The sequence below is a fragment of the Nocardia sp. NPDC060220 genome (genome assembly GCF_042727815.1).
Lineage (GTDB): Bacteria > Actinomycetota > Actinomycetes > Mycobacteriales > Mycobacteriaceae > Nocardia.
Window position 1 is genome coordinate 1 of sequence record NZ_JBHWZY010000099.1, and the last position, 12641, is coordinate 12641.

Consider the following 12641-nt stretch of genomic DNA (forward strand, 5'->3'; position numbering starts at 1 on the left):
CCGTGTGGGCGGTCGAGGGCGATCTCGACCCGGCCGATGTCGTGCCGGGCACATTCGAGATGCAGTGGCCGCCACGGTCGGGCAAGGTCGCGGAATTCCCCGAGATCGACCGGGCGGACTGGTTCGACCCCGCCACGGCGCGGGAAAAGCTCGGCAAAGGCCAGCGCCCCTTCCTCGACCGCCTCACCGATCAGCTGCACTGAGATCGGGGTAGATTTCAGCTATGCCCAGCGACCTGCAGCTGAAGATCATGAACAGAGTCCACCGCACCCTGCTCACGGTGACCGGCGGACGCCTCGGCAACTCGTTCTTCGGGATGCCGTCCCTGCAACTCACCACGATCGGCCGCAAATCCGGCGAGCCGCGCAAGGTCATGCTGACCGCGCCGATCATCGACGGCGACACGATCGTCATCGTCGCCTCCCGCGGCGGCGACCCCACCCATCCCTCCTGGTTCGTGAACCTGCGCGACAACCCGAACGTCGAGGTGTCACTGCGCAACGGCCCCGTGCGCCCGATGACAGCCCACGTCGCCACCCCCGACGAACGCGCGGCACTGTGGCCTCGGGTCACCGAGGCCTACAAGGGCTACGCCGACTATCAGACGAAAACCACACGCGAGATCCCCTTGGTCCTGCTCACACCGAGGAACTGACCCACCTGCCGGCGGGCGGGCATCGAACACGATGCCCGCCCTACACCAGCGCGGCCCGGAACTCGGTGGGACTCGTCCCGCGGAGTCGTTTGAAAGCCGCGCTGAAGCCGAAGGCGTCGGAATAGCCGACCGTGGTCGCCACCTGGGCGACGCTGCGCGCGGGGTCGGCGAGCAGCTCTTCGGCTTCGGCCATGCGCCATTCGGTGAGGTAGGCCAGTGGCGGTTCGCCCATCACCTCGGTGAAGCGCCGAGCGAACAGGGCGCGCGAGACCGCCGCCTCGGTGGCCAGGCTCGCCACGGTCCAGCGGTGGAACGGCCGGTCGTGGATGGCGGTGAGCGCCGGGCCGACGATCGGGTCGGCCATCCCCCGGTACCAGGCGGGCGCGCAATGCTGCTGTTCGGCCAGCCAGGAGCGCAGCGTGCAGACCAGCGCCCAGTCCAGCAGCCGGTCCATCAGCGCCTGCGAGCCCGCGCTGAACCGGATCGCGTCGGCGGCGGATTGTTCCAGCCACAAACACATTTCCGGGTCTTCGTGGACCACCATCACCTGCGGTAGCGCTCGCAACAGCCGTTCGTGGCGTCGCCCCGATGCCCGATAGGCGCCGACGAGCAGCGAAGTCTCGCCGGGCGCACCGGTTGTCGCCGGCGTGACGATCAATTCCGATGTCGCACAACTGATGTCGGTGGGACCGAAGCCGTCCGGCACGAAACAGGACAGCTCGTAGCGCTCGTGTGGACGGCCGAGCGCGGCGGGCGTGTCTGCCAGATGGAAGGGCTCACCCGCTTGCACGAGCGCGGTGTCACCGGCGATCAGAGTCGTGCGTGATCCGTCAGCGAGCACCAGGGTGCCGCCGCCACGCAGCACCGTCACCATGATCAAGGGCGCACGGTCGGCGAAACGAATCGTCCACGGTGGTCGCAGTACCGCATGGGCCACGACCGATCCTTCGGCACGAATGCCGCTCAGCAACGAACTCAACGGATCCACTCCACCAGCGTAGACGAATTCCTATCGACTGGAGATGATCGCCCATAGATCGTCCACGCGATCCACGGTTGACTGAAGCGACCGGGCCGACCAGCCCGCACCCGATCGAACAGGAGCTCACCGTGACCCAGTCCGCCGCCACCACGACTGCCACCGCCGAACTGACCACCACCGGATCGAGCACCACCGATCCCTCGGCACCGGGTCCCACCGCGCTCGTGGTCCTGGGCCATCACCGCTCCGACTCGCTGTCCGCCCATGTCGCCGACCGCGCTGTCGGCCGCCTCACCGCCGCCGGGTACACGGTCGATTTCCTCGATCTGCAGACCGAGAACTTCGACCCGCGGATGACCGTCGCCGACCAGCCCGAGTGGGGCAACCGCGACAAGATCTACTCCCCCACCGCCGAGGCGCACATGCGGCGCATGCTGGCCGCCGACATCGTGGTCGTGGTGTTCCCGGTCTACTGGCAGAGTGTGCCCGCCCTGCTCAAAGGCTGGATCGACGCCGTATGGAACTACGGTTTCGCCTACGGCCGCAGCAAGCCGCGGCTGGCAGGCAAGCGCATCCTGTGGCTCGGATTGGCCGGAGCGACAGCCGATGACGCGATCATCCCCGGCATGCAGCAGCTACTGGAAGCCCAGCTCAACGAGGGCCTGGCCTACTACAGCGGTTTCGCCGACTCGCGGGTCGGCCTGCTTCCCGATGCCGAGGAGCAGCCCCAAAGTCTCGACGCCGAAGGCAATCTCGTGATCGGTGAGGCGATCAGCGGGGACGCGCGGACCACCCACTACGCCGCCTTCGACGCGAAAGCCGAGGGCTTCGTCGACGCATTGCTCGCCGCGAGTCGCGTCGCCGCCTGACAACGACCGTTCGGCCGACCGCCCCACCGCGCCGGTCGGCCGAACACCAGGCCGCGCGCGCTGATCCCGTCGCCACCACCGGCTCTCGGTGGCGGCGCGAATCGGCTCAGAGCCCGGTGAGCGTACGGCGCAGCACACCGAAAAGGTCTGTGGACGTGCCTGATTCGACCGCCGCCTTGTCGATCAGATCGATGGCGGCGGCGGTGAACTCGTCGCTCTGGATCTGCACGTAGTCGGCGGGGGTGTCGATGCCGACGGCCTGCGCGGTCAGCGAGGTCGATATCGCCTGCAGGAACGGGACCATCAGCGCCGCCAGGTGCGCCGCGGTACCGCCGGTGGTGCGGACCATCGTGCCGCCCTGGCGGAACGCGGCGAACATGGCATACATCCCGCCGAGGATCGACAGGTCGTACATGGCGGCGGCACCGAGATCCGCGCCGACGAATTCGGCCCGGCCGAACAGTTCCAGCACCGACCGGTGACGATCGAATGCCGCGGTCGCCCCGCTGTAGATCACGAGCGAAGCCGCGCCGCCGATCATTTCGGGCGATGCCATGATGCCGCCGTCGATCAGCTCGACCTCGTTGGCCGCGGCCCACCTGCCCAGCGCACGTGCCTGCTCAGGAGTCGTGGTGGTCAGGTTGACCACCGTTCGGCCCCGCACCAGCGCTGCGGCGGGCTCGATGTGCTCGCGCACGGCAGCGTCGTCGAGAACACACAGGATGACCAGATCGGCCGCCGCCATCGCCTCGGCCGCGGTCGCGGCCACCCGCGCGCCCTGCGCCACCAGCGCTTCGGCCCGCGCCGCGGTGCGGTTCCACACCACCACCTGATGACCGCCCGCCAACAGCGCCTCGGCCAGCGCGGTGCCCATCGCGCCGAGGCCGATCACCGAAACACGCTGTGCTGCCGTTGAATTCGTCATAGCTGCCTTTGCGTCGAAGTTCTTGCTGCCGGTTCGGCAACGCACTTCTAGATTTGCCTGCTGCGCTACAATCGACAAGTACCGACTATGAAGTGCAATACCCACCAAAAGGTAAGTAAGGACACCATGCAGCAGCGAGTGCGTCCGTATTCCTGCGAACTCGACGCCGCGCTCGACGTCGTCGGCGGTAAGTGGAAAGCGCTGATCCTGTGGGCCCTGTCCACCGGCACCCAGCGCTTCGGCGACCTGAAACGCCTGATTCCCGGCGTGACCGAGAAAATGCTGATCCAGCAACTGCGCGAGCTCGAACACGACGGGATCATCCATCGCGAGGTCTACGCGCAGGTTCCCCCGAAGGTCGAGTACTCACTCACCGAGCGCGGGGTGTCGCTCAACGCGGCCCTTGCCGCACTCGGCGCCTGGGGTAGGGAGAACATGAACCACATCTGCGCGGTCAAAGGCGTCGACGCACCCGTGCACTGACGCCACAGGACCACGCCAGGCCCGCACCGTGTTCGACGGGCGAACGATGGTGGCGCTGGTGCGTCGACCGGCGCCGCTCGAGTCACGCCTGGATTCCGGCCCACTTCTGGCCGGTGATGCGCTCGTAGGCCTCTTCGTACTTGCGGCGAGTACCTTCGACGACATCGGCGGGGATCTCGGGGCCCGGGTATTCCTTGTTCCAGCCGGTGGAGGTCGACCAGTCGCGCACGAACTGCTTGTCGAAGGAGCGCTGGGCTCGACCCGGCTCCCACTCGTCGGCGGGCCAGAAGCGCGAGGAGTCCGAGGTCAGCACCTCGTCACCGAGGGTGAGAACGTCACCGTCCCACCCGAATTCGACCTTCGTATCGGCCACGATCACGCCGGCCTTCGCCGCGTGCTCGGCCCCGCGCGAGTAGATCTCGAGGGTCAGATCGCGCAGCTTCTCGGCCACCTCACGGCCCTCCTGGTTCACCACATCGGCGAAACTGATCGCCTCGTCGTGGCCCTCGGACGCCTTCGTCGACGGCGTGAAGATCGGCTCCGGCAGCTTGTCGCCGTCACGCAACCCCGCGGGCAGCGCGATCCCCGACACGGTCCCCGACCGCTGGTACTCCTTGAGGCCGGACCCGGTCAGATATCCCCGCGCGATGCACTCGACAGCCAGCATCTTCAACGGCTTCACCCGGATCCCACGTCCGGCGAACTCCGCGGGCACGTCGGTCGCCGAGACCACGTGATTCGGGATGCCGGTGAAGTACTCGAACCACCAGTTCGACAGCTGCGTCAGCAGCGCGCCCTTGTCGGGAATCGGCGTCGGCAGCACCACGTCGTAGACCGAGACCCGGTCCGACGCGACGAGCAGCAGGGTATCGCCGTCCTCGTAGAGGTCACGAACTTTCCCGGCGTGCACATGCTTCAACGTCGAGCCTCCGAATCATGGGTCGTCTACATACTGAGTATGTACGAACTGTACAGACGGCCCCGAGGGCCGAATCACGCCTGGTCACCGCGACGCGGAGTCGGTCGCTCTCCTCGTGATCCGCGCCACGGCCGGAGGGTGGCCGCACGACCGTCACGCCGGCGTGGGCGGGAAACTCGTGAGCGGGGGCCGACGGCAAGTGGCATTGTGGACGCCGAACTACCGTGCCGTGTTCGTCGACGACGAAGGAGATCAATGTCCGCCCCGAATCTCACCCGCGACCAGGCGGTCGAACGCGCGGCCGTAGTGGCCGTGCAGAACTACCGGATCGAACTCGACCTCACCGATCAGCCGCGCGGAGCGGGGTCCGAGGTGTCCGACACCTTCGGGTCGAAGACCACTGTCAGCTTCACCGCCACCCCCGGTGCCGACACCTACATCGATCTGGTCGCGCCGCGCGTGCGGTCGGCGGTGCTCAACGGCGTCGCGCTCGATGTGAGCTCCTACGACGAGTCGACCGGAATCGCGTTGCCGGGGCTGGCCGAGAACAACGAGCTGGTGGTCGAGGCCGACTGCGAGTACTCGCACACCGGTGAGGGTCTGCACCGCTTCGTGGATCCGACCGACGACAACGTGTACCTGTACTCGCAGTTCGAGACCGCCGATGCCAAGCGGATGTTCGCCTGCTTCGATCAGCCCGATCTCAAGGCCACCTTCGACATCGTCGCCACCGCGCCCGAGGACTGGGTGGTCATCTCCAACGGCGCCGATATCGAACAGCTCGAGGTCGGCGCGGTCGTGCGCCACACGTTCGCCACCACCCCGCGGATGAGCACCTACCTGGTCGCCATGATCGCGGGCCCGTACGCGAAGTGGTCCGACACCTTCATCGACGCGAGTGGCGAGATCCCGCTGGGCCTGTACTGCCGTGCGTCGCTGGCCGACCACATGGACGCCGAACGGCTGTTCACAGAGACCAAACAGGGTTTCGAGTTCTACCACAACAACTTCGGCGTGCCGTACGCCTTCGGCAAGTACGACCAGCTGTTCGTGCCGGAGTTCAACGCGGGCGCGATGGAGAACGCCGGCGCTGTCACCTTCCTCGAGGACTATGTGTTCCGGTCCAAGGTGACCCGCGCGTCCTATGAGCGTCGCGCCGAGACCGTGCTGCACGAGATGGCGCACATGTGGTTCGGCGACCTGGTCACCATGAAGTGGTGGGACGACCTGTGGCTGAACGAGTCGTTCGCGACCTTCGCCTCGGTACTGTGCCAGGCCGAGGCCACCGAATACACCAGCGCCTGGACCACTTTCGCGAATGTGGAGAAGTCCTGGGCCTACCGCCAGGACCAGCTGCCCTCGACCCACCCGATCGCCGCCGACATCCCCGACCTGCACGCGGTGGAGGTCAACTTCGACGGAATCACCTACGCCAAGGGCGCTTCGGTGCTCAAGCAGCTCGTCGCCTACGTAGGACTCCAGCCGTTCCTGGCGGGCCTGCGCGATTACTTCGCCGAACACGCCTACGGCAACGCCACTTTCGACGATCTGCTCGCGGCGCTGGAGAAGGCCTCGGGTCGTGATCTGTCGGACTGGGGTGCGCAGTGGCTCAAGACCACCGGCCTCAACATCCTTCGCCCCGATTTCGTCGTCGCGGCGGACGGCACGTTCTCGAGCTTCGCGGTCGTGCAGGAAGGTGCCGCGCCCGGTGCGGGCGAGTACCGCGTGCACCGCATCGCGATCGGTGTCTACGACGATGTCGACGGCAAGCTGGTGCGCACCGACCGGGTCGAACTCGACCTGGACGCCACCGGGCGCACCGAGGTGCCCGAGCTGGTCGGCGTGCCGCGCGGCGCGCTGGTGCTGGTCAACGACGACGACCTCACCTACTGCTCGCTGCGCCTGGACGCCGATTCGCTCGACGTGGTCGTGCAGCGCGTCGGTGACATCGCCGACTCGCTGCCGCGCACGCTGGCCTGGTCGGCCGCCTGGGAGATGACCCGTCAGGCCGAGATGAAGGCCCGCGATTTCGTGGCACTCGTGCAGCGCGGGATCGGCTCCGAGTCCGAGATCGGGGTGGTGCAGCGACTGCTCATGCAGGCCAACACCGCCATCTCGAGCTACGCCGATCCGGCGTGGGCAGAGCAGGAAGGCTGGGCGGCATACGCCGACCGGCTGCTCGAGCTGGCCCGCGCCGCCGAGGCGGGTTCGGACCGTCAGCTCGCCTTCGTCAACGCGCTGACCGGGGCGAAGCTGGAATCGCGCCACGTCGAGGTGCTGGCGCGGCTCCTCGACGCCGACCCGGCGGCAGCCGGTCTGCCCGGTCTCACCGTCGACACCGACCTGCGCTGGCGCATCATCACCGCGCTGGCCGCCGCGGGCCGGATCGACGCCGACGGTCCGGCCTCGCCGACCATCGACGCCGAACTGCAAGGCGACCCGACCGCGGCAGGTAAACGCCAGGCCGCCACCGCGGCCACCGCACGCCCGATCCCCGAGGTCAAGGCGCAGGCCTGGGACACGGTGATGGGCGACGACTCGGTGCCCAACATCACCGCCCGCGCCATCGTCGGCGGGTTCGCCCCGGCCGGTCAGGGTGCGGTGCTCGCACCGTACGTGGACAAGTACTTCGCCGAGATCCCCGCCGTCTGGGACCGCCGCTCGAGCGAGGTCGCCCAGACCGTCGTGATCGGGCTGTACCCGCACTGGGCGATCAGCGAGGAAGCCGTCACCAAGGCCGACGAGTTCCTGGCAGGCGACCACCCACCCGCCCTGTACCGCCTGGTCTCCGAGGGCCGAGCGGGCATCGAACGCTCCTTGCGCGCACGGGAATTCGACGCCAAGTAGTTCGCCCGAAGGGCCCGGTGCCGCGATTTCGCCACACCGGGCCCTTTCCCTGTCCGGAGCCCGCCCGAGGCCCGCGCCTGCGCTGGAGCTTCGGGCGACCGACCTTGCTGCTGTGAGCGGATCTGCTGGGGGCAGCAATGGCGGCGCGCGGGGTGTGCGCGAGGCACCGTGGACCCATGGCACACGACGACAAGACCCCGATGTTCAGCTGGCGAGCCCGCGAACAACTGTTCGGCCGCCGAATCCTCGTCCTCGACGGCCCCCTCGACGACGACAACGGCACCCTGCTCATCACCCAACTACTCACCCTCGGCGCCCAGAGCCCCGAGGCCGGGATCTCGCTGTGGATCCACTCCCCCGGCGGCTCGGTGCCGTCGATGCTGGCGATCCGCGACGTGATGTGCCTCGTTCCGTGCGAGGTGTCCACCCTGGCGCTCGGATTGGCTTGCAGCGCAGGTCAATTCCTGCTCTCATCCGGTGCACCGGGAAAGCGGTACGCCCTGCCGCACGCCCGCGTCCTCATGCACCAGGGCTCGGCGGGCATCGGCGGTAGCGCGGTGGAGGTGGAGGTGCAGGCCGATGACCTGCGCTACACCGTCGACACCGTGCTGGGCCTCATCGCCGACGACACCGGCCAGCCGTTCGACCGTGTCTACGAGGACTCGCTGCACGACCGCTGGTTCACCGCACCCCAGGCCCTCGAGTACGGATTCATCGACCACATCGTCGAGTCCTTCGATCAGGTCGTCCCGAACCGCCACCGCATCGGAATCACCGCATGAAACTGTTTCCCGCGCCGACAGCCGCCACTGATTGCACACGCACACCAACAGCACAACCGCCTGCCGCCGACACGATCCACGAGGCAGACGAATCAGGCAGAAATACACGGAGAGGCGGGCAGTGATCTCATGACCTACACGATTCCCAATGTGGTGTCGCAGCATCGCGGCGGCGGTGAGCGAATCACCGACATCTACTCGCACCTGCTCAGCGAACGCATCGTCTACCTCGGCACCCCCATCGACTCCGGCGTCGCCAACGCGCTCATCGCCCAGCTGCTGCACCTCGAATCCGACAGCCCCGGCCAGGCGATCAGCCTCTACATCAACTGCGAAGGCGGCGACCTGTCCGCCATGCTCGCCGTGTACGACACCATGCGATTCATCAAGGCGCCGGTGCACACCACCTGTGTCGGCCAGGCGATCGCCGTCGGAGCCGTCCTGCTCGCCGGTGGCGCGGCCGGTCATCGCGCGATGCTCCCGCACACCCGAATCGTGTTGCACCAACCGGCGACTCGCGGCCAGGGCACCATCCCCGACCTGATCCTGCAAGCCGACGAGATCGTCCGGATGCGCGCGGCGATCGAGGCGATCCTGTCCAAGCACACGGGCCAGACCTCGGAAACCCTGCGCCGCGATACCGACCGCGACCGGGTGTTCACGGCCGAGACCGCGCTCGAGTACGGACTGGTCGATCAGGTCCTGCACGAGCGGGAGTGATCCCGGTCTACCCGCCGCTCACTGCTTTTCGATGCGGTCCAGGTAGACCCGCCGCACAGTGTCGTCGACGCCGTTGATCGCGGCGTCGTCGTGCGCCACCTTGCGCAAGGCCCGCAATACCGACTCCGGCACCAAACCGGACGCGTTCGCCATCAGTCCGACATAGCCGGGCACCGCGGTCTCGGCTGCCCGAGTCCTGACGGAGCGGACAACAGCGGCGGCGATGTCCTCCGGATCGACGGCGGGCAGGATGCCGTAGTCGATGCCGGAACTGAGTTCGGTACGCACCGCCGACGGCAGGACCGCGCTCACGCTGACACCGGTGCCATCCATTTCCAGCCTGGTAGCGGCGGTCAGGCCGACCACCGCGTACTTGCTGGCGTTGTACACGGCCAGGCCCTTGAGCGGGAACTTGCCCGCCAGCGAGGCGACGTTCACGACGTGACCGTAGCCGCGCTCGACCATCGCGGGCAGCGCCAGCCGCATACCGTGGATGACGCCGAAGACGTTGACGTCCATCGTGAGCTGGTCGATCCGGTCGGACTGCTCCAGGAACGGGCCGTTCGGCATCACGCCGGCATTGTTCACCAGCACGTCGAGCGGGCCGCGCCACCGGGTGGTCGCCTGGAGAAACGCCGCGTAGGAAGCCTTGTCGGTGACGTCGAGCACGTGGCCCACCGCGTGGTCGCCGAGTTCGGCGGCGGCCTGCACGGCCATGGCTTCGTCGAGGTCACCGAGCGCGACATAGGCGCCCGCCTCGACGAACGCCCGGGCGGTGGCCAGCCCGATGCCGCGTGCGGCGCCGGTGATCGCGATCGTCGCGCCCGCGAGATCGATCCGTGGGTAGCTCATTGTGTGGCCTCTCGTCTGGTGGTCGATGTGTGTGTCGCGCAGCCGATGTCGCTCGACGGGCGTGCGATGGAAGCGCTCACGCGGACACCGTCACGTCGGTGATGGTGAAGTCCGCGGGGTCGAACGCACTGACGCGGGTGGTGAGCTCCCCCGTGGACCAGGGCCAGCTGAAACTGTTGCGGCCGTTGGCATCCATGTAATAGCTGTGGCAACCACCCGCGTTGTAGACGGTGCTCGCCAGCGCGGTTTGTACTTGGTCGACGTAGCGCGCCTGTACCTCGGGACGCACGTCCAGCGCCGCCCAGCCTTCGTGGCGGGCCCGCTCGATCGCCGAGACGAGGAAGGCGACCTGGGCTTCGAGGATGGCGAACGCCGACGAGTGGCCGGTGCCGAGGCTGGGGCCGAGCACGGTGAAGGCGTTGGGGAAACCGGTGGTGACGGTGCCGAGGTAAGCCTCGGGTGAGCCCTTCCAGTGCTCGGCCAGCGTACGGCCGTCGGCGCCGCGCACGATGTCGGCCAGCGGGGTGTCGAGGATGTGGAAGCCGGTGCCGAGGATGACGGCGTCGACCTCGGCGGTGGTGCCGTCGGCGCCGACCACGGTGTTGCCACGGAATTCGGCGACCCCGGTGGCGTGCACGTCGACGTTGCTCTTGGTCAGCGACTGGAGATAGCTGTTGGAGAACAGGATCCGCTTGCAGCCGAGCAGGTAGTCCGGCCGCAGCTTCGCCCGCAGCGCCGGATCACGCACCACGGCACGCAGATACGCCGAACCCACGGCCTGCACGGTCTGCATCAGCGGCCGTGGATGCCGGAACGCCACCCCGAGTCCTTCCATCAGCGCGTACTCGGTCGAGCGCAAGGCCTTGTGCGCGAACGGGAATCGGCGCATCACCTTCTTCTCGAAGCCGGGCACGCGGTGATCGAGTTTCGGCAGCACCCATTGCGCGGTGCGCTGGAACAGGTGCAGTTCGGCGACCTCGGGCTGGATCGCGGGCACGAACTGCACCGCGGACGCACCGGACCCGACCACCGCGACCCGCTTGCCACGCAGGTCGTAATCGTGGTTCCAGCGCGCGGAATGGAAGACCTCGCCGGGGAATTCGGCCAGACCCGGAATCTCGGGCAGGCGTGGTTCGTTCCACGGACCCGCGGCCGACACGACGAAGCGCGCACTCAGCGGGCCCTCGCTGGTTTCCAGCCGCCACAGCTGGGCCGTCTCGTCGAACCGCGAACCGACCACTTCCACCCCGAAGCGGGTGTGTTCGGCCAGCCCGTGCTCGCGCGCCACCCGGTCGACGTAGTCGAGGATCTCGGGCTGGGTCGCGAACAGCCGCGACCACTCGCTGTTCGGCGCGAAGGAGAACGAGTACAGGCCGGACGGCACATCACAGGCACAGCCGGGATAGGTGTTGGCCCGCCACGTGCCGCCGAAGGTTGCGGCCTTCTCGACGATCACCACATCCTCGATCCCGGCCTCGATCAACTTGATCGCCGCGCAGATGCCGGAAACTCCCGCTCCGATCACAACAACTTCGTGCTGGCGGCTCATACGACTTCTCCTTCGAACGAAACGAGTGGTGCGCCGATCCCGACGCGCGAGCTGACGAAATCCGAGACCGGCGACCCGACAGCGAAGCAGCGCGCATCCGCCGGTGACCGAGTTGATCCAGGAGATCGGGTGCGGCGCCGCCGCTGAGCCGGGCGGATCATGCGGGCCGGTTCGCGAGCGTGGAAGCGCGCAGGGCGTCGGCGACCCGGGTCGCGGCGCTGCGACGGGCGGCGGCGATGGTGGCCGGGCGCCGCGCCGAATCCATGAAGTTCGGGCCCATGGCGGCGAGTTCCTCGGGACCCGGTTCGACGCGGATCACGCGGGTGCCCGCGGCGCGCAGCAGCGCGACTTCGCGATCGAGTCCGCGGGTCATCTGCGTACGGAGCAGGCGTTCGACCCGGTTCAGGCCGGTGGCCGGTGCGCCGCCCTCGGATGTCATCGGCGCGATGATCACCAGCTCATCGAGGTCGAGTGGCACAAGGAGATCGGCCGACACCGACGACACCGAACCGCCGTCGACGTAGTTCTTGCCGCCGATTCGCACGGGCGGGAACCAACCGGGAATGGCCCAGGACGCGGCGATCGCATCACCCAGATCGACCGCCTGCGCACCGGCAGCGACCGATCTGCCTGCCGTCGCGATGCGAGTGTCATCCGCTCCGAAGGCAACTCGCGCACCTGTTGCCGCGTCGGCGCCGACTATCCAGGTCGCGGGGTGGCGCACCCAGCCGCTCGGGTCGGCCAGCGCCTGACCGAAGGACCGCAACCAGTCGGCGTCGCCGCCGCCGCGCGGCAGGAGTCCGGCCAGCGCGGTGTAGGGCGAATTGGCACGCAGACCGGCGCCGACCAGGCCGAGGCCGGGGAATCCGAGCCTTGGGCGCGGCGGGAATTTGCCGGGGTCGACGGCGACATGACCGGCCAGGATCGGGTCGGCACCGGGAGCGGCGTCGAGTGCGGCGAGCAGGTCGGCGGGGGTACGCCCGGAGCCGAGGGTCGCCACGAGTTCCGCGCCCGCTGAGGTGCCGATCAGGACATCGGCGGTACGGGTGTCCCAGTTC

Annotated in this window: 12 protein-coding genes and 1 pseudogene; 7 read left to right on the forward strand and 6 right to left on the reverse strand. The window is 68.0% G+C overall.

Annotation, left to right across the window (positions count from 1 at the left end; translation table 11 throughout):
- Both ACFWF3_RS07745 and ACFWF3_RS07750 read left to right on the forward strand, forming a co-directional pair.
- Nucleotides 1–203 (forward strand): annotated as a pseudogene (locus ACFWF3_RS07745) (NUDIX hydrolase); the annotation flags it as partial.
- 20 nt (nucleotides 204–223) lie between these two features.
- Nucleotides 224–655: a nitroreductase family deazaflavin-dependent oxidoreductase gene (locus tag ACFWF3_RS07750; RefSeq protein WP_378995605.1), complete on the forward strand. Its 432-nt coding sequence runs from the start codon at nucleotides 224–226 to the stop codon at nucleotides 653–655.
- Between the two features lie 40 nt (nucleotides 656–695).
- Here ACFWF3_RS07750 and ACFWF3_RS07755 read toward each other — a convergent pair whose 3' ends face one another.
- The gene (locus ACFWF3_RS07755; protein WP_379312941.1) at nucleotides 696–1643 is read right to left on the reverse strand and encodes an AraC family transcriptional regulator; all 948 of its coding nucleotides are present in this window, start codon (nucleotides 1641–1643) and stop codon (nucleotides 696–698) included.
- Nucleotides 1644–1711: 68 nt separating this feature from the next.
- Between ACFWF3_RS07755 and ACFWF3_RS07760 the strand changes: the two genes are divergently transcribed.
- A complete protein-coding gene (locus ACFWF3_RS07760) occupies nucleotides 1712–2506 on the forward strand; it encodes an NAD(P)H oxidoreductase (protein WP_379312942.1) in 795 nt (264 codons plus the stop codon).
- Nucleotides 2507–2612: 106 nt separating this feature from the next.
- Here the strand turns inward: ACFWF3_RS07760 and ACFWF3_RS07765 are convergent, their stop codons facing one another.
- Entirely contained in the window at nucleotides 2613–3536 is a 924-nt protein-coding gene (locus ACFWF3_RS07765) for an NAD(P)-dependent oxidoreductase (RefSeq protein ID WP_379312943.1), read from the reverse strand.
- Between the two features lie 21 nt (nucleotides 3537–3557).
- Here ACFWF3_RS07765 and ACFWF3_RS07770 point away from each other — a divergent pair, with 21 nt between their 5' ends.
- The gene (locus ACFWF3_RS07770; protein WP_378995598.1) at nucleotides 3558–3914 is read left to right on the forward strand and encodes a winged helix-turn-helix transcriptional regulator; all 357 of its coding nucleotides are present in this window, start codon (nucleotides 3558–3560) and stop codon (nucleotides 3912–3914) included.
- Between the two features lie 82 nt (nucleotides 3915–3996).
- Here the strand turns inward: ACFWF3_RS07770 and ACFWF3_RS07775 are convergent, their stop codons facing one another.
- A complete protein-coding gene (locus ACFWF3_RS07775; RefSeq protein ID WP_378995596.1) occupies nucleotides 3997–4833 on the reverse strand; it encodes a phosphoribosylaminoimidazolesuccinocarboxamide synthase in 837 nt (278 codons plus the stop codon).
- 255 nt (nucleotides 4834–5088) lie between these two features.
- On the opposite strand from ACFWF3_RS07775, the gene pepN reads away from it, so the two are divergent.
- The 3 genes from pepN to ACFWF3_RS07790 all read left to right on the forward strand — a co-directional run bounded on the left by pepN (nucleotide 5089) and on the right by ACFWF3_RS07790 (nucleotide 9182).
- A complete protein-coding gene (pepN, locus tag ACFWF3_RS07780) occupies nucleotides 5089–7680 on the forward strand; it encodes an aminopeptidase N (RefSeq protein WP_379312944.1) in 2592 nt (863 codons plus the stop codon).
- A gap of 176 nt (nucleotides 7681–7856) precedes the next feature.
- Complete coding sequence (locus ACFWF3_RS07785; protein WP_379312945.1) at nucleotides 7857–8462, forward strand: ClpP family protease; 606 nt, start codon at nucleotides 7857–7859, stop codon at nucleotides 8460–8462.
- Between the two features lie 129 nt (nucleotides 8463–8591).
- Complete coding sequence (locus ACFWF3_RS07790; protein ID WP_379312946.1) at nucleotides 8592–9182, forward strand: ClpP family protease; 591 nt, start codon at nucleotides 8592–8594, stop codon at nucleotides 9180–9182.
- Nucleotides 9183–9200: 18 nt separating this feature from the next.
- Here ACFWF3_RS07790 and ACFWF3_RS07795 read toward each other — a convergent pair whose 3' ends face one another.
- The 3 genes from ACFWF3_RS07795 to ACFWF3_RS07805 all read right to left on the reverse strand — a co-directional run.
- Nucleotides 9201–10034: an SDR family oxidoreductase gene (locus ACFWF3_RS07795; RefSeq protein ID WP_379312947.1), complete on the reverse strand. Its 834-nt coding sequence runs from the start codon at nucleotides 10032–10034 to the stop codon at nucleotides 9201–9203.
- 76 nt (nucleotides 10035–10110) lie between these two features.
- Entirely contained in the window at nucleotides 10111–11583 is a 1473-nt protein-coding gene (locus tag ACFWF3_RS07800) for a flavin-containing monooxygenase (protein WP_379312948.1), read from the reverse strand.
- Between the two features lie 157 nt (nucleotides 11584–11740).
- On the reverse strand, nucleotides 11741–12641 hold a 901-nt coding region (locus tag ACFWF3_RS07805), incomplete at its 5' end, for a patatin-like phospholipase family protein (RefSeq protein WP_379312949.1).